The following is a 16,109-nucleotide window of genomic DNA, read 5'->3' as shown; positions in this document are numbered from 1 at the left end:
GCGCCCCCGACTGTAGGTGCCGCCGGTTTACGCGGGTTAGGGGTGAACGATGATCTTGACCGCGGTCTCGTTGTGGTTGATCAGGGTGTCGAAGCCCTCGGTGATCAGGTCATCGAGTGCGATGCGGCCGGTGATGAACGGCGCCAGCTTGACCCGGCCGTCCTGTACGAGCTTGATGGTGGCCGGGTGATCGCGCACGTAGGCGATCGTTCCACGCAAATCGATCTCCTTCAGCACGAGCTTCTGCATGTCGATGCTGGCCGGCTTGCCCCAGATGGACACGTTGACGATGACGCCGGCGGGCCGCACCGCGTCGAACAGCTGATTGAGGACGACGTTCACGCTCGTGCACTCGAAACAGACATCGGCCCCGTTGCCACCGGTGAGCTCCCGAACCCGAGCGACAACGTCTTCCTTGCTCGGATCGAGCACGTGATCGGCCACGCCGGTGACCCGCGCCTTCTCCTTGCGCGCCTCACTGAGTTCGGACATGATCACGGTCAGGCCCTCGGCCTTGAGCACGGCGGCGACGAGCAGGCCGATCGGGCCGGCCCCGCCAATGAGGGCAACATCGCCCGCCTTGGCCCCACTACGCACGAAGGCGTGGTGTGCCACCGAGAGTGGTTCGATCAGCGCGGCTTCGTCGAGGGGGATATCGCCGATGGCGTGTACCCAGCGTTGCTCGACGACGACCTGCTCGCTGAGTCCTCCGCCTCCGCCGGCCAGCCCGATGAAGCCCATCTTGGTGCACAGGTGGTAGTTGCCAGCCAGGCAGGGAGCGCACTCGTTGCAGACGAAATAGGGTTCAACCACGACGTTGTCGCCGACCGCGAGGTCGGTCACTCCTTCGCCAAGTGCGCTGACAGTTCCCGAGAATTCGTGGCCGAGCGTGACCGGCTCTTCTTCGTGCGAGAGCGGGTGTGGGTGCCCCTCGGCCGGGATGAAGATCGGCCCGTCGAGGTATTCGTGCAGGTCTGTTCCGCAGATTCCGCACCAGGCGACGTCGATGGTGACGGCTCCCGGTCGAAGTTCGGGTGCGGGAATGTCCTCGATGCGGATGTCTGCCGGGCCGTGAAAACGAGCTGCCTTCATGATGCGTCACTACTCCTTGCACCGAAACAGCGACAATACCCTCGTGGCACCGGCAATATGCTTCGGCGTACTTTCAGCCTACTCGCCGGGTAGCCAGCGATACCCGGCGTTAGTGTGGAGGAGACTGCACGACCCGACACCCAAAGGACCAGCGATGACGCGAGATACCGAGGCAGCGCAACCACTATTAGGGGTTGCGGCAACCGTGGTCTTGCTGCGCGACAGTGCCACCGGCCCCGAAGTGCTGCTGCTCGAACGACCCCGTCACCGTGGGTCTTTCGCCGGCGCGTGGGTGTTTCCCGGCGGCGGCGTCGACCCGGGCGACAGACGGGCAGCGGATGAGGCGGCGCCGGCTGGCCCCGCCAGCGCGGGTGAGCAGGCGGCCGGCCGCGGCTCGGCGGGCCTGCCTAACGGGCTTGAGCGGGCGGCGCAGGCCGTCGAACAGCTCGCCGCCCGCCGGGCTGCTGTGCGCGAGGTGCGGGAAGAGACCGGGCTCGAGGTCGCGCCAGAGGCGCTCATCGCGACGGCGCTGTGGGTTCCGCCGTCGAGCGCCCCGAAGCGGCTGCGCACCTGGTTCTACCTCACGACGGCGCCGCCCGGCACCATCGTGCTCGCTGAGGATGAGGTCATCGACTATGCCTGGCTGCGGCCGGAGGCGGCGCTGGAGCGGCACGCATCCGCTTTAATGACTCTCGTGGCGCCGACCTGGGTCACCCTGCACGGGCTGCAGGGATACGGGGCCGTGGCCGACATCGTGGCGAGTGCCGGGCAGCGCGCTCTGGCGTACTACGAAACGCGGCTCGGTGCGAGCGAGCGCGGGCCTGCGCTGTTTTGGGCCGGCGATGTCGCCTACGCCGATGACGCCCTCGCAGGGCAGGCCGGCGGTCGTCACCGCCTCGAGATCGGCCAGGTGCCCTGGGTGTACAGCGTTCGGACGTGACCTTTTTAGTACCAGTTGTGGGTCTCGGAGTGCGCCCAGGCCGCACAGGGGGTGCCGTAGCGGGAGGCGATGTAGCCGAGGCCCCAGCTGATTTGGGTGGCCGGGTTGGTCTGCCAGTCATCGCCGGCTGAAGCCATCTTGCTTCCGGGCAGTGATTGCGGAATTCCATACGCGCCGCTGCTGGCGTTGTAGGCGTTCACCCGCCAGCCGGACTCGCGCTGCCACAGGGAGACCAGGCAGGTCAGCTCGGCGTCGCCCCAGCCCCTGGCTGCCACCTGGGCCGCGGCAATGCGCTGGGCGCCGGGGCGGTCGACCGTGCCGCTGATCGGGGGAACGGTCGGACCGGTCGGAGCGCTCGGAGCGCTCGGAGCGCTCGGAACGCTCGGAACGTTTGGTTGTAATGACACATCTCCGGCTGCGGCGTTTTCTGCGGCCTGCTGCTGCTGCTCCTCGTAGTCGTGCTGCGCCGTCACGCCGGTGCGGTACTGCCGTTCTACCGCGGCGGACGTGTTCTTGAGAGAGGCCAGCTGGGCATAGAGAACCTCGCCGGCGGCCTGTTTAAGGGCAACCTCGGCATCCGCTGCCTGCTGCGCCGTCTCGGTGGCCGCCAGAGCTAACAGAGCCTCGTTGTGCAGGCGGTCGCGCTCGCGCATCTTTAGCTCGGCCTGAGCGGTGAGGGCTTCGGCCGCGTTGCGCTCGGTATCGGCCTGCTCGGTGATCAGACCCGCCTGCTCCGTGAGCCGGGACATTGCGCCGAGCTGAAACAAGAGGTCGTCGGCCTCTCCGCCATCGAAGACGGCGCCCACCGCGAGACTGTTGCCGCCGGAACGGTAGAGCTGGGCACCGAGCACGCCGAGTCGCTGTGCGCTATCCCCGGCTCGAGCGGATGCCGCATCCGCTTGGGTAGTCAGCACCGTCTGCTGGGTGGTCGCCTTCACGAGCTCGGCCTGAGCCACGGCGGCGAGCGCGGTCTCGGTCACGGCCGTGTCGCCGAGCTCGGCCGCGCGCGCCTGCAGGCCATCGAGTGCGGACTCGATCCGTTGCACCTCGGCCGCCGTGGCGGCCGCGCTCGACTGGGCGGCGTCGACCTCGGCCCAGGTGGGGTAGTCGTCGGCCGCCGACGCCGCCGTAACGGGCGCCGCTAGAACGGTCGATGCGAGGACAACGGCGAGGCAGGTCACTCGCCCCAGGCGTGCACGCAAACCGCGGTGAACCGCGACCGGACTCACGATGTGGGGATCAGCGTCGGAACACGGCAGCCCTGGCCGCCGACATAGTTGAGGCAGTCGTCGAACAGCACCGAGAACGGTTCGAGGGTCGAATCTGTGAACCAGTCGTTGTAGAACAGCCAGAAATTGAGGTTGCCGTAGGTCGAGCATCCGTCGCCCTCATCGCCGGCATTCGCTACGGCGACCGGGTTGGGCTGGTACGGCGTGTAGTTATACAGGTTGGCGGTGGCCTGGTTTTTGATAGCGACGGCGGCCGCCCCGCACTCGGCGTTGGGGTTGAATCCCACGTCGACGCTGCCGATCTGGAACGCCCGGTCGGGCTCCTGGGTGTACTGCCGAAACTGCCAGGCCGCGTTGTAGACCTGGTTGAAGAAACCGAAATATTGGGCGTCGCAGTCCGCGGTATCCGGGCAGCCGTAGCCGGTGGCGCGCAGATAACCGGATGCGCTCGGTCGGGTCAGCAGGGACTGTTCCTTCTGCAGCAACACCAGCAAGACCTCGGGGCTGATCGTGCAGGCCGTCGCGATCTTCGCGATGATGCGGGCGGCCGTTTCGTTTTCGGCACCGGTGTAGGGCAGGCAGTGCCCGTCACCCTTGGCTGGCTGGCTGGTCGTCGTTTCGCGGAACTCCCAGAGGCAGGGCACTCCGTCGCTCGGCCGGCACGAGCGCTGTTCGAGAAAATCCTGGATGCCGCTCTCGGTGAGGGCGTCCGGGTTGAAGAAGTTGTAGTCGCTGATGATGAGGCCGGGGTCAAAGGTCTCGGGGTCGATCCGGGCGGGGTCGGAGGAGTCCGGGTCGGTGGCGGCCGTCGCTGCGTCGGCTGAGGCGGCTGCGGAAGCGGCTGTGGAAGCGGCTGCTGTAGCTGGCGGGGCCGGGACGGCGATGAGTGTCGCCGCGAGCCCGACGAGGGCCACTCCGGTCGCCAGAATGCGCAGGGAACGGCGGGGCAGCGCAAAGGAACTCATATCAAAACCCTAACCGGGCTCGGCCGGCTCGCGGCACCTGCAGGAGCTGGGCATCCGCTCGTCGTGGCACTCCTTCCGAGAACCGGGCACTCGTTGCTCGCGGCACCTCTGCGCGAAGCGGGCACTCGTTGCCAGTGGTGCCACCATCTCTAACGAGTGCTGCGAGTTCACCTAGCGGCTCCGGCCGACGCGATCCGGGCCGTTCGCGGGCGGCCGGGGTACGGTGGCGGCACGAAGCGTGAACCGAGGAGGCCCCCGTGACCATCAATCATCTGCTCGCCGTCGTGCCGGTGGCCGATTTTGAGGCCGCACACCGCTGGTACGAACGACTCCTGGGGCGCCCGGCCGACAACGCTCCCATGGCCGGCCTGCTCGTGGAATGGCGGGTGACCGACAACGGATGGCTGCAGCTCACGCACGATGCGACCAACCGGGTGAGATCCTGCCGGCGAACAAGGGCGTGCAGCTCTCGACCATCGTCGACCCTGAGGGCAACACGATCACCTTCATCGGACACTTTCGTGAGGTCTATTAGCCCTGTTTCTGTGGCGCGCGGGAGCTCTGCCGCTGCGCGCGAGGCGCAACTGGGGCGCACCGGCGCAAGTCCCGCGCGGCGGAAGCGACTCGAGCCGGAGAGGCCAGCGACCGGTCAGGCGGACGGAGCCGGGATGACGACCATGGGCGACTGGATGTTCAGCACGATCGAGTGGCTCACCGACCCGAGCAGCAGTTTCGAGATGCCCTTCTGCCCGTGGTCACCGACGACGAGCAGCGCAGCCCCACGGGCCGCATCGAGCAGCGCCGATTGGGGGGCTCCCCGCACGAGCGAGGCGCGAATGACGAGCGCCGGAAAGCGGCGCGCGACGGTGAGCAGCGATTCGTCGAGGATACGCCGGTGGGAGATCTCCAGGGTCTGGAGGAACCGGGCGTCGGGTTCGGTCGTGTCGCGCCAGACCAGCGGTTCCTGCCAGGCGTGGATCGCGTGCAGTTCTTGACCGGTGCGGTCGGCCTCCTCGGCGGCGAAGTCCACGGCGGCATTCGACGCCGCCGAACCGTCGACGCCGACCACGATGCCGGCGTGGTGTTTGCTGTCGCTCTCCGGGATGATCGCGATCGGTCCATTGGCTGAACCGGCCAGTCTGGCCCCCATCGACCATTCGTAGCGCAGGGTCGACCCGCGTCGGCGGTGCGTTCCGACCACGACGAGGGTGTCGGCCCCGCTCAGGGCGCGCAGTTCGGTGATTGGGTCGCCGGAGCGCAGATCGGCATGCACGGTGAGATTAGGGTATTTTGCGCTCACTCGGTCGGCGTCGTCCTTGAGTACCTCGCGGGCGTGCACCGTGGTGGATTCCTCCGTGAAGTAGTCCGCCGACGACACGGTGCGATCGAGGATGCGCACCAGGTTGAGTTCGCCGTCGCTGCTGCGAGCGAGCGACCAATCGAGGGCCGCCCTGGCGGGTTCCGACCCGTCCCAGGCAATTACGGTCTGGCTCCGTGTGAGCGTGTGCGTCATGAGAAAATCCCTTCTCCGGGGCGGGCCACGAGCGGGAATGTCGTGTGAGCGTCACCAACGAGTGTTCATCACGTTAGCCATCGGCGGCACCCCCGAGTAGGGCCTTAAGTCCCATCCCGAGTGATTCAGGCGGTGGTTATTACGCCCGTAAACGGATGCTGCGGCCCCGGCACCGACTGCTCCCGCAGCATGGTGCCCCACGCCTCGGCGCGGCGCACCTCGCCCGGCACCAGCGCAATGCTCTTGTTCACCAGAAAACTCGTCGCGTCGGCGATAACGTCGGCCCCGGCTTCGAGAAGGTTTTTGCTGATGCTCTTGGCGGCGTGCCCGGTCAGCAGGATCGGACCCTCTTGCCGGGTGTCGAACGCCGCAGCGCGGCAGGCCAGCCCACTGCGGGAGGCGAGCCATTCGCGCACGCCGGCGCCGGCGGCATCCGCTTCGAGGTGGAGGGTGTGCTTGGGCGTGACGGCGGCGTCGATCGCGCCCTGGCGGGTGCTGGGCCGACTCATGCCGTGCACGTGGGTGGGGCCGCCGACCACGAGAAGGTCGACCTGCGACAGGTCAACGCCCGCTGCCTGATTCGTGGGCACGAGGATCACCTCGGCCGGGGCCAGACCGCGCCCGATCGCCTCGGCGACAAGACGGGTGTTGCCGTACATTGATTCGTAGACGATCAGGGCGCGCATGAAACCTCCAGGCAGTGCAGCGGACTAACGGGAAATGACGACCTTGAGGGCCTTGGTCTCGGCCGCGCGGCCGAAGGTGTCGTAAGCGTCAAGAAACTGATCGAAGCTGAAGTGGTGCGTGGCCAGTTTCTCTGCGGCCAGCTTCTTGCTCGCGACGAGCTTCAGCAGCATCTTCGTGGTGTTGGCGTTGACCAGGCCCATGCTGATGTTGATGTTCTGGATCCACAGGTTCTCGAGGTGCAGGTCGACCGCCTTGCCGTGCACGCCGACGTTGGCGACGTTGCCGCCCGGGCGCACGATCTCGGTGGCCATGGTGAAGGTCGCCGGGATGCCGACGGCCTCGATGGCGACGTCGACGCCGGCGCCGTCGGTGAGCGCGAGGACCTGTTCCTTCCAGTCAGCAGCTCCGGAGATGACCGTGTCGGTGGCGCCAAAGGAGCGGGCCTGCTCGAGGCGGTTTTCGTCGAGGTCGATGGCGATGATGCTCGCGGCACCGTAGAGTCCGGCGGTGGCGATGGCGGCGAGCCCTACCGGGCCCGCACCGATCACGGCGACGACATCGCCGGGCTTGACCCGGCCGTACTGCACGCCGATTTCAAAACCGGTCGGCAGGATGTCGCTGAGCATGACGCCCTGGTCGTCGCTGACTCCTTCGGGCAGCTTGTGCAGGGAGTTATCGGCGTAGGGCACGCGCACGAACTCGGCCTGGGTGCCGTCGATGAGGTGGCCGAAGACCCAGCCGATGCCGGAGGCGCCCTCGTCGCCGAGGCAGTGCGAGTAGAGCCCGTTGCTGCAATTGCTGCAGTGACCGCAGCTCTTGATGCAGGAGATGATGACCCGGTCGCCGACCTTGAGGTTGCTCACCGCTGAACCAACCTCGGTGATCGTGCCGACGCCCTCGTGGCCGAGGATACGCCCGACCGTGACGGCGGGAACATCGCCCCTGAGAATGTGCAGGTCGGTGCCGCAGATCGTGGTGGTGTCTACGCGCACGATGGCATCCGTCGAACTGTGCAGCGTCGGGTCGGGAACGTCGGTCCAGCTCATTCGACCGGGACCGCCATAAACCAGTGCCTTCACGGATATCTCCTTGATTCTTAGAATGTGAGCGGGCAAAAGGCCCGTCAGAACTACGGTATGACCGACTGTCGCGGGCGACTAGGGCCGAAAGTCCCGCCCTGACCGGGGCATGGATTCGGGACCTAATCGGGACTTCCGGCCCTACCTGTTGGTACCTGTGGCTGACAGGATGGGTGTGAGGCGATGGGGCATCAGCTCCTCGCTCGTGGCGGGGGACTCCACTGCTGCGACCTGTGATCAAGAACGAGGTAGAGCAATGAACCGGATGATTGTGGTTGGCATCGACGATTCGGCCGCCGGCGAGACCGCCCTCGCGTGGGCCATGGCCCGGGCCGAGAACGTCAAGAGCCCGGTGACGCTCATGCACACCGTGTACGAAACCTGGCTGGCCGACGGCTACGGCTACTACGACTCCATCCTCGACGCCGAGAAGAAGCTGCTCACCGAATCCGGTGCCCGCGCCGCTGCCCTGGCGCCGGGCGTCACCACCCACACCGAGCTGCGCACCGGCAGTGCCCCGCGCGTGCTGAGCGAACTTTCGAAAGACGCCGACCTCGTCGTCGTCGGAACCGACCAGAAGGGCCGGGTCGAGGGCGAACTGTTCGGCAGCGTGAGCCTGCAGATCGCCGCGCTGGCCACCTGCCCGGTCGCCGTGATTCCCTCGCTGCCCGAGACCGAGAGAACGGGCGTCTACGTCGGCGTCGACGGCTCTGCCGACTCGCTGACCGCCGTGGCATTCGCCGCCGCCGAGGCCGACCGCACCGGCCAGGAACTGTACGCGCTCTACGCGGTACACCTGCCGAACCGTCGCGTTCTGCGCAGCATTCCGGCCGACGCCGTGACCGAGCGCATGGAAGAGGAGCGCGTCGTACTTGCCGAGTCCGTCGCCGGACTCACCGCGCGCTACCCCGACCTCGTGGTGCACCAGGTTCTGGAGACCGATGAATCACCGGCCCGCGCCCTCGTTGCCGCGGCCCGGCACGCCCAACTGCTCGTCGTCGGAAGTCGCGGTCGGGGCTCGCTGCAGCGCCTGCTGATGGGCTCGGTCAGCCACGAAGTGCTGCTGCACATCACCTGCCCGACAATTGTCACCAGAACCACCCACAAGTAGGTTTACTACCACCAAATCATGCAAAGGTTAGAGCACCAGATGGCATGAAGGCGGGGGACGACGATGACGGATCAGACCGCCGCCGAACTCGCCCTCACCCAGGACCGCATGCGCGGTCTGCTCGACGCCGTCGTCTCGGTTGCCGAAAACCTCAGCTTGGAGGCCGTGCTGGAACGCGTTGTCACCGCAGCCTGCGAACTCGTGCAGGCGCGGTATGGTGCCCTGGGCGTGATCGGCACTGGTCAGGCGCTGAGTCACTTCATCACCGTTGGCTTTGACGAGGAAACCGTTCGGCAGATCGGGGCGTTGCCGGTCGGGCACGGCGTGCTCGGCCTGCTGATTCGGGAGCCGCACCCCATTCGCCTGCATGACCTGCACGATCATCCCGATTCGTTCGGGTTTCCCGCCCACCACCCGCCGATGAAGTCGTTCCTCGGGGTTCCGGTGCGGGTGCGCGACACGGTCTTCGGCAATCTCTACCTCACCGAGAAAGAGGGCGGCGGGGATTTCACCGACGAAGACCAGACGCTGGCCGTGGCGCTCGCCGCGGCCGCCGGCGTAACGATCGAAAACGCCCGCCTCTACGACGAGTCTCGTGCGCGCTCACGCTGGCTCGAAGCGGTGGCCGCGATGGGCCGGGATCTGCTGCGACCGGTTGAGGGTGACGATAACGGCCTCGACCTGGTCGTTCAGCGCGTACTCGTGGCTTCCGGTGCCGAACTGGCCGTGATCGGGTTTCCCACCGATGACAGCCTGTACTGCGCAGCTGCGGCCGCTGCGCCGGACGGCACGACTGCGGCGGGACTGGTCGGCACCACCGTGCTGTTGCAACCCGGGGTGCTGGCCGAGCTGCAGGCCACCGGCCGGTCCGCCACGCTCGCCACTCCGCCGCTTCAGATAACGGATGCCGCGCCCGGCTCGGCTGCTGAGTGGTCGCACCTGGGGTCCACCCTCATTGCCGCCCTGGGGCCGGCCGGCGACGGGCAGGGCGTGATTCTGCTGTCGCGCGCACCGGCATCCGTTGGATACAGCCTCACCGATGTGGAGATGAGCGCGGTCTTCGGCACCCAGGTGTCGCTCGCGCTCGAGCTGGCCTCCGTGCACCGTATGCGCGAAGAGCAGGCCGTGCTCGGTGACCGCGACCGTATCGCCCGCGACCTGCACGACCTGGTCATTCAGCGGCTGTTCGCCGCCGGGCTGAGCATGCAGAGTTTGCGGCGGTTCACCAATGATCCGATCGCGCTGGACCGTATCAACGCCGTCACGAACGAGCTTGACGACACCATTCGGGAGCTGCGCGACACGATCTATTCGCTGCGCGGCATGGCGCAGGACACCGGAACGCTCAGTAGTCGCATTCTGGCCGTGATCAAGGAGGGGGCGGCGAGTCTGCCGTTTGCGCCGCGCATCCGCTTGTCTGGGCCGATCGATGCGCCGTTGACCGATGACCTCGCCAGCAGCCTGCTCGCGGTGATCTCGGAGGGCCTCAGCAATGCTGCGCGGCATTCGCAGGCGAGCATGATCGAGATTTCGGTCGACGCCCAGGACGACCGTATCAAGCTCGTCATCGCCGATAACGGTTGTGGTTTCAGCAAACCTACCCGGCGCAGCGGCCTGGACAACCTCAAACAGCGGGCGGCGCTGCTCGGCGGCAAATTCTCGGTACGCAGCGCTCCTGGCGAGGGGACGCGGCTGCGCTGGTCGGCGCCGGTGCCGGAGATTACCGTTGGTGTTCGTCTCCACGTTTCGCAACGTACACGGCAGCCTGGGTTCGGCGCTGAAAATCCAGCTTCGCCAGCATCGAAGACACATAATTCTTGACCGTTTTCTCGGCCAGAAACATGGTCTGACCGATTTCACGGTTGGTTAGTCCCTCGCCGATGAGGTCGAGCACCTTGCGTTCCTGCGCGGTGAGCGACGCGAGGCGAGCGTCTTGTGGATCGGCCAGGCCGGCGATGATGCTCGCCTTGAGCATCGGGTCGAACAGGGATTCACCGGCGGCAGCGCGGCGGATCTTGCCGAGCAGGTCGGTGCTGCGAATCTCTTTCAGTACGTAGCCGGCCGCGCCCGCCAGCACAGCGCCGCGCAGTGCCTGCTCGTCGTCGTAGCTCGTGAGAATGAGGCACTGCAAGGCCGGATTAACCGAGCGCACGTCGCGACAGACCTCGATGCCGGTGCCGTCGGGCAGGCGGGCGTCGAGAATGGCCACGTCGGGGCGCAGCTTCGGGATCAGCACGGTGGCTTCCGCCGCCAGGCCGCTGTCAGCGACGACGTCAAACCCTTCGCCCTCGAGCAGTTCACGCAGGCCTCGACGCACCAGCTCGTGGTCGTCGAGAATGAAAACGCGAATGGGAACGGCCGGCGTCGCCTCGGCCGTCGTCTGGGGCGCGCTGTGCGGCAGGTTCATGGTGGTCCTTCCCGAATGGGCACGCTGGTCTCTATGTATTAACAGTGTCGCGCGCGATGTTGCCCGGCGACTAGGGCCAAAGGTCCGGTCCTTTAGGAGCGAACCAGCCGGGCAATGGCCGCAGATGCCTCCTGCAGCTTGGCCTCGGCTTCGGTGCCGCCGGCCATGGCCGCGTGCAGAACACAGTGGTTGAGGTGATCATCGAGCAGGCCGAGAGCGACCGATTCGAGGGCGCTCGTCATGGCCGAGATCTGGGTCAGAATGTCGATGCAGTACTTATCGTCGGTGACCATGCCCTGCAGGCCGCGGGCCTGACCCTCGATGCGACGCAGACGCTTCAAGTAGGCGTCCTTGTTGGAGATGTAGCCATGCGGGCCGTCGTGAGTGTCTGACTCGTTCATGATCATTACTGTACCCCCTCGGGGTATATAGTGGGAAATGGTACCCCCAAGGGGTATGCTCGAATGATACTCATTCGGGGGTAGAAGACAGTGAGGCATAACCATGAACACGACGACCACCTACGGCGTTGACGGAATGACCTGCGGCCACTGCGTCGCGAGTGTGACCGAAGAGATCGGGCTTATCCCGGGCGCCGAAACCGTCACCGTCGCCCTCGTCAAGGGTGGTACCTCGCAGGTCACCGTCACGAGCGCCTCGGAGCTCGACCGAGCCCTCGTCGCCGCGGCCGTGGAGGAGGCGGGCTACCAGCTGGTAGCCGCAGCCTGATGATCGACGGCCAACAGGTTGACCTGCTCGTCGGGGGCATGACCTGCACCTCGTGCGCCGCGCGCATTGAGAAGAAGCTCAACCGGATGCCCGGAGTCGAAGCCACGGTCAACTACGCCACCGAAAAAGCGAGCGTATTCGTGCCGGTCGGCACGAGTGTCGACGATGCCATCAAGACCATCGAAGCCACCGGTTATACGGCCGCATTGCCGGCTCCTGCTGTCGTCGCCGATGCGGGCTCCCTCGAGGTTGCGGCCCTGCGCCAGCGACTGCTGATCTCGGCAGCGTTGACCCTGCCGGTCGCCGCCATGTCAATGATTCCTGTGCTGCAGTTCACGAACTGGCAGTGGCTGGCCCTGACTCTCGCGGCCCCCGTTGCCATCTGGGGCGCCTGGCCGTTCCACCGCGCCGCCTGGGTGAACGCCCGCCACGGCGCCGCAACCATGGACACCCTGGTCAGTGTCGGCGTGCTCGCCGCCCTCGGCTGGTCGCTCTATGCCCTGTTCTTCGGCATGGCCGGTGTAGCGGGAATGACCATGAGTTTCACCTTCATCGGTGGTGGTGGCGCCGACGAAATTTATCTGGAGGTGGCATCCGCTGTCACCGTGTTTATTCTGGCCGGTCGCTACGCCGAAGCGCGGGCCAAGCGCAACTCCGGCGCGGCGCTTCAGGCGCTGCTCGAGCTCGGCGCGAAGGAGACCACGCTGTGGCGCGATGGTGTGGAGAGTCGCATCAGCACCGCGCTGCTCGTGGTTGGCGACCAGTTTGTGGTGCGGCCGGGGGAGAAGGTCGCGACTGACGGCGTGGTCGTGGATGGTTCCAGCGCCATCGATGCGAGCCTGCTCACCGGCGAATCGGTGCCGATCGAGGTAGGGCCAGGCGACAGCGTTGTGGGCGCCACGCTGAACTCCGGCGGGCGACTCGTGGTGCAGGCCACGCGGGTCGGCGCTGACACCGAGCTCGCCCATATCGGCAGGCTCGTGGAGCAGGCGCAGACCGGCAAGGCCGAGGTGCAGCGCCTGGCCGACCGGGTCTCCGGCGTGTTCGTGCCGATCGTGATCGTTCTCGCGCTCGCAACTCTGGCTGGCTGGCTGCTGGTCGGCGCCGGAGCGTCTTTCGCCTTTACTGCTGCCGTCGCGACCCTGATTATTGCCTGCCCGTGCGCGCTCGGTCTGGCCACACCCACCGCACTGCTGGTGGGAACCGGGCGCGGAGCGCAGCTCGGCATTCTGATCAAGGGGCCGCAGGTTCTGGAATCCACGCGGCGCGTCGACACGATCGTTCTCGACAAGACCGGAACGATCACCACCGGGCGCATGACGCTGTCGACTGTAGAGCCGCTCGAGCGCGGTTCTGTCGATGAGCTGCTGCGACTGGCGGGCGCGGCGGAAAGCGGGTCGGAGCATCCGATCGCCCGCGCGATCACGGCGGGCGCTGTATCGCGCCTGGGCGAGGTGCCCGCGTCGTCGGAGTTTGTGTCGGAGCAGGGGCTGGGCGTGCAGGCGCTGGTTGACGGACGCCTGGTGCTGGTTGGACGGCCGGCCTGGCTGGTCGAACGATGGGGGCTGGTGGTGCCGGTCGAGATGCAGGCCGTGATGGCCACGGCCGAGGCGCTCGGCACGACCGCCGTCATGGCGGCCTGGGAGGGCAGGGTGCGCGGCGTGCTCACCGTCGCCGACACCCTCAAGCCCACGAGCGTTCTGGCGGTGGCCCGGTTTCGGGCCCTGGGGCTCACTCCCATGCTCGTCACCGGTGACAATGCTGCCGTCGCGCAGAGTGTCGCCGCCGAGGTCGGCATCACCGACGTCACCGCCGGGGTGCTGCCCGAAGGCAAGGCGCGGGTGATTGCCGAGTTGCAGGCTCAGGGACACGTGGTCGCCATGGTCGGGGACGGCGTGAACGATGCCGTCGCTCTGGCGACCGCCGACCTCGGGATTGCCATGGGGTCGGGCACCGACGTGGCTATTGAGGCGAGCGACCTCACACTGATGCGCAGCGATCTGCTGGCCGCAGCGGATGCCATCCGCTTGGCGCGACGCACGCTCACGACGATCAAGGCGAACCTGTTTTGGGCGTTCGCCTACAACGTCGCGGCGATTCCGCTCGCGATGGCCGGGCTGCTGAACCCGCTCATCGCCGGGGCCGCGATGGCGCTGTCCTCGATCTTTGTGGTGACGAACAGCCTGCGCCTGCGCGGTTTCCGCGCGCTGCCCGCCTGACTGCTGCGTGCGAGTGGTTCCTTCTTGGGACGGGGCCCGGGCCCCGTCCCCGGGCCCAGTATATAAACTGGGCCTGGGTTCATAAGGTGGGCCCGGGTGAGCGGATGCCGCCTCGCACGCCCGCAGGCTTGTGTGCATATACCCTCTGGGGTATCATTGACCCGGAGGAACACGTGAAAATTATCATCGTAGGCGGAGTTGCGGGCGGAATGTCAGCGGCGACCAGGTTGCGGCGGCTCGACGAGAGGGCCGAGATCATCGTGTTCGAGCGCGGCCATTACGTGTCGTTCGCGAACTGTGGACTGCCGTATTTCGTGGGGGGAATCATCCGTGATCGCGGTGATCTGCTGCTGCAGACCCCCGACTCCCTCGGGGCCCGTTTTGCACTCGATGTGCGCATCGATACCGAGGTCATGCAGATCGACCGACACGCCCAGACCGTCTCGGTGCGCAACCTGCTCACCGGAGTAGAAAGCGTCGAACACTACGACCGTCTCGTGCTCGCGGCCGGCGCCTCGGCCCGCTCGAACGCATCTGGAGACAACACCGTACCCACCCACACGCTCCGAACGGTCGACGACGTCGACCACATCACGGCGGTGCTCGCGCAGACGGGCGCGGCATCCGCTGTGGTGATCGGTGGTGGATTCATCGGCCTTGAAGCCGTCGAAAACCTCGTGCACCGCGGCGTGCAGGTGACCCTCGTACAGCGCGGGCCGCAGATCTTCACCCCGCTCGACCCCGAAATGGCCGCCCCCGTTCTCGATCGGTTGCGCGAACGCGGCGTTGACGTGCGCCTGAATACCACGGTCACCGGGGCTTCGGGCCCGAGCACCCTGCTCAGCGACGGCAGCACAGTGCCGGCCGACCTCGTGATCGACGCAAGCGGGGTGCGCCCCGAAGTGGCCCTGGCCGCGCAGGCCGGCCTCCGTATCGGGGGTAGCGGCGGCATCTGGGTCGACGGCACCCAGGCTACGAGCGACCCGCGCATCTTCGCCGTCGGCGACGGCGTCGAGAAAACGGATGCCGTCAGCGGGGCCGGCACGCTCGTCACCATGGCGGGCCTCGCGAACCGACACGGCCGCTCCGTGGCCGACAGCATCGCCGGCACCCCCGAGCAGGCCACCCCCGCGCTCGGCACCGGAATCCTGGGGATCTTCGGCCTCACCGTGGCCGTGGTCGGCTGGAGCGAGAAGCGCCTCGTCGCGGCGGGCCGCGCCCACCGCATCGCGCACACCCATCCAGCCAACCACGCCGGCTACTTTCCCGGCGCGGAGGGCATGTCCATCAAGCTGCTCATCGACGCCGAGTCCGATGCCATTCTCGGCGCGCAGATCGTGGGCGGTGCCGGGGTGGACAAGCGCATCGACGTGCTGGCGGTCGCGATGGCGGCCGGGCTGAGCGCATCCGCTTTGACGCGTCTCGAACTTGCCTACGCGCCGCAGTATGCCTCGGCGAAAGACCCGATCAACCAGCTCGGCTATGTGGCTTCGAACCTGGCCGAGGGCACGAGCGTGAACCTGCAATGGCACGAACTGGAGGCGGCGCGGGCGAACGGCGCCGTGCTGATCGACGTGCGATCGGCCGGCGAATTCGCGGCCGGCAGCATCCCGGGCGCGCTCAACGTGTCGCTCGACGAGCTGCGCGGTCGGCTCGATGAGTTGCCGCGGGTGCCGTTGATCGTGCACTGCCAGGTGGGCCAGCGCGGCCACACCGCCGCGCGCGTTCTCGCCCAGAACGGCTTCGATGTGCAGAACCTTGACGGCGGCCATCGCACCTGGCTGGCCGGAACGTCTAGCCTTGTTGTTTCCCCCATTACTGAAAGGGTCCTCGCATGAAAGAGATCACCGTCACCGAGCTGAATGCCCTGGCCGAGCCCGTCGTCATCGACGTGCGTGAACCGTGGGAATACGAAGCCGCCCACGTACCCGGCGTCGTGCACATTCCGATGGGCGAGGTCGTGGCACGAATCGGCGAGATTCCAGCGGATGTACCGGTGCACGTCATCTGCGCCCTCGGCGGTCGAAGCGCCCAGGTCGCCGAGTACCTGGCGGCCCACGGCCATGACGCCGTGAACATCACCGGCGGCACGACGGCCTGGCAGCAGGCCGGACTACCCACCGAGCAGGGGGCCTGAG

General features: G+C 66.9%; 16 protein-coding genes. 8 read left to right on the top strand and 8 right to left on the bottom strand.

The genetic code is table 11. The features are described from left to right. Window positions 1-36: 36 nt before the first annotated feature. Window positions 37-1,092: a 2,3-butanediol dehydrogenase gene (locus CJ028_RS02895; RefSeq protein WP_105033776.1), complete on the bottom strand. Its 1,056-nt coding sequence runs from the start codon at window positions 1,090-1,092 to the stop codon at window positions 37-39. Between the two features lie 154 nt (window positions 1,093-1,246). Here CJ028_RS02895 and CJ028_RS02890 point away from each other — a divergent pair, with 154 nt between their 5' ends. Then, window positions 1,247-2,032, top strand: coding sequence for an NUDIX hydrolase (locus CJ028_RS02890; RefSeq protein WP_129590362.1), 786 nt, complete (start codon window positions 1,247-1,249; stop codon window positions 2,030-2,032). A gap of 5 nt (window positions 2,033-2,037) precedes the next feature. Here CJ028_RS02890 and CJ028_RS21130 read toward each other — a convergent pair whose 3' ends face one another. Next, window positions 2,038-3,213 carry a coiled-coil domain-containing protein gene (locus CJ028_RS21130; protein ID WP_205683923.1) on the bottom strand — a complete coding sequence of 392 codons (1,176 nt, stop codon included), beginning with the start codon at window positions 3,211-3,213 and terminating at the stop codon, window positions 2,038-2,040. Window positions 3,214-3,257: 44 nt separating this feature from the next. Next, window positions 3,258-4,226 carry a hypothetical protein gene (locus CJ028_RS02880; RefSeq protein WP_105033774.1) on the bottom strand — a complete coding sequence of 323 codons (969 nt, stop codon included), beginning with the start codon at window positions 4,224-4,226 and terminating at the stop codon, window positions 3,258-3,260. Window positions 4,227-4,626: 400 nt separating this feature from the next. Here CJ028_RS02880 and CJ028_RS21685 point away from each other — a divergent pair, with 400 nt between their 5' ends. Beyond that, the gene (locus CJ028_RS21685; RefSeq protein ID WP_276309364.1) at window positions 4,627-4,761 is read left to right on the top strand and encodes a hypothetical protein; all 135 of its coding nucleotides are present in this window, start codon (window positions 4,627-4,629) and stop codon (window positions 4,759-4,761) included. Window positions 4,762-4,875: 114 nt separating this feature from the next. On the opposite strand, the gene CJ028_RS02870 is transcribed toward CJ028_RS21685, so the two are convergent. The 3 genes from CJ028_RS02870 to CJ028_RS02860 form a co-directional block, all read right to left on the bottom strand. After that, a complete protein-coding gene (locus tag CJ028_RS02870) occupies window positions 4,876-5,739 on the bottom strand; it encodes a universal stress protein (RefSeq protein WP_105033773.1) in 864 nt (287 codons plus the stop codon). 125 nt (window positions 5,740-5,864) lie between these two features. Continuing rightward, the gene (locus CJ028_RS02865) at window positions 5,865-6,425 is read right to left on the bottom strand and encodes a flavodoxin family protein (protein ID WP_105033772.1); all 561 of its coding nucleotides are present in this window, start codon (window positions 6,423-6,425) and stop codon (window positions 5,865-5,867) included. A 24-nt stretch (window positions 6,426-6,449) separates the two neighbouring features. Further along, window positions 6,450-7,505, bottom strand: coding sequence for a zinc-dependent alcohol dehydrogenase family protein (locus CJ028_RS02860; RefSeq protein WP_105033771.1), 1,056 nt, complete (start codon window positions 7,503-7,505; stop codon window positions 6,450-6,452). Window positions 7,506-7,761: 256 nt separating this feature from the next. Here CJ028_RS02860 and CJ028_RS02855 point away from each other — a divergent pair, with 256 nt between their 5' ends. Together CJ028_RS02855 and CJ028_RS02850 are read left to right on the top strand one after the other, a co-directional pair. Then, window positions 7,762-8,616: a universal stress protein gene (locus tag CJ028_RS02855; protein ID WP_105033770.1), complete on the top strand. Its 855-nt coding sequence runs from the start codon at window positions 7,762-7,764 to the stop codon at window positions 8,614-8,616. A 63-nt stretch (window positions 8,617-8,679) separates the two neighbouring features. Continuing rightward, entirely contained in the window at window positions 8,680-10,437 is a 1,758-nt protein-coding gene (locus CJ028_RS02850; RefSeq protein WP_105033769.1) for a GAF domain-containing sensor histidine kinase, read from the top strand. On the opposite strand, the gene CJ028_RS02845 is transcribed toward CJ028_RS02850, so the two are convergent. Both CJ028_RS02845 and CJ028_RS02840 read right to left on the bottom strand, forming a co-directional pair. Beyond that, entirely contained in the window at window positions 10,337-11,023 is a 687-nt protein-coding gene (locus tag CJ028_RS02845) for a response regulator (protein WP_105033768.1), read from the bottom strand. The two genes, CJ028_RS02850 and CJ028_RS02845, sit on opposite strands and share 101 nt — an antisense overlap. 92 nt (window positions 11,024-11,115) lie before the next feature. Beyond that, window positions 11,116-11,424 carry a metal-sensitive transcriptional regulator gene (locus tag CJ028_RS02840; protein WP_129590361.1) on the bottom strand — a complete coding sequence of 103 codons (309 nt, stop codon included), beginning with the start codon at window positions 11,422-11,424 and terminating at the stop codon, window positions 11,116-11,118. A gap of 103 nt (window positions 11,425-11,527) precedes the next feature. Here CJ028_RS02840 and CJ028_RS02835 point away from each other — a divergent pair, with 103 nt between their 5' ends. The 4 genes from CJ028_RS02835 (at window position 11,528) to CJ028_RS02820 (ending at window position 16,108) form a co-directional block, all read left to right on the top strand. After that, on the top strand, window positions 11,528-11,752 hold the full coding sequence (locus CJ028_RS02835; RefSeq protein ID WP_105033766.1) for a heavy-metal-associated domain-containing protein: 225 nt from the start codon (window positions 11,528-11,530) through the stop codon (window positions 11,750-11,752). Continuing rightward, window positions 11,752-13,971 carry a heavy metal translocating P-type ATPase gene (locus tag CJ028_RS02830; RefSeq protein WP_105033765.1) on the top strand — a complete coding sequence of 740 codons (2,220 nt, stop codon included), beginning with the start codon at window positions 11,752-11,754 and terminating at the stop codon, window positions 13,969-13,971. Before CJ028_RS02835 ends, CJ028_RS02830 begins: the two co-directional genes overlap by 1 nt. Window positions 13,972-14,144: 173 nt before the next feature. Next, entirely contained in the window at window positions 14,145-15,809 is a 1,665-nt protein-coding gene (locus tag CJ028_RS02825) for an FAD-dependent oxidoreductase (RefSeq protein ID WP_105033764.1), read from the top strand. Then, window positions 15,806-16,108 (top strand): rhodanese-like domain-containing protein, encoded by a 303-nt coding sequence (locus tag CJ028_RS02820; protein ID WP_105033763.1) that lies wholly within the window; start codon window positions 15,806-15,808, stop codon window positions 16,106-16,108. The genes CJ028_RS02825 and CJ028_RS02820 overlap by 4 nt, the downstream gene beginning before the upstream one ends. The last annotated feature ends 1 nt before the right edge of the window (window position 16,109 follow it).

The organism is Cryobacterium aureum (genome assembly GCF_002954245.1).
Lineage (GTDB): Bacteria > Actinomycetota > Actinomycetes > Actinomycetales > Microbacteriaceae > Cryobacterium > Cryobacterium aureum.
The sequence above is the reverse complement of the archived record's forward strand: the minus strand, read 5'-3'. Positions and strand labels throughout refer to the sequence as shown.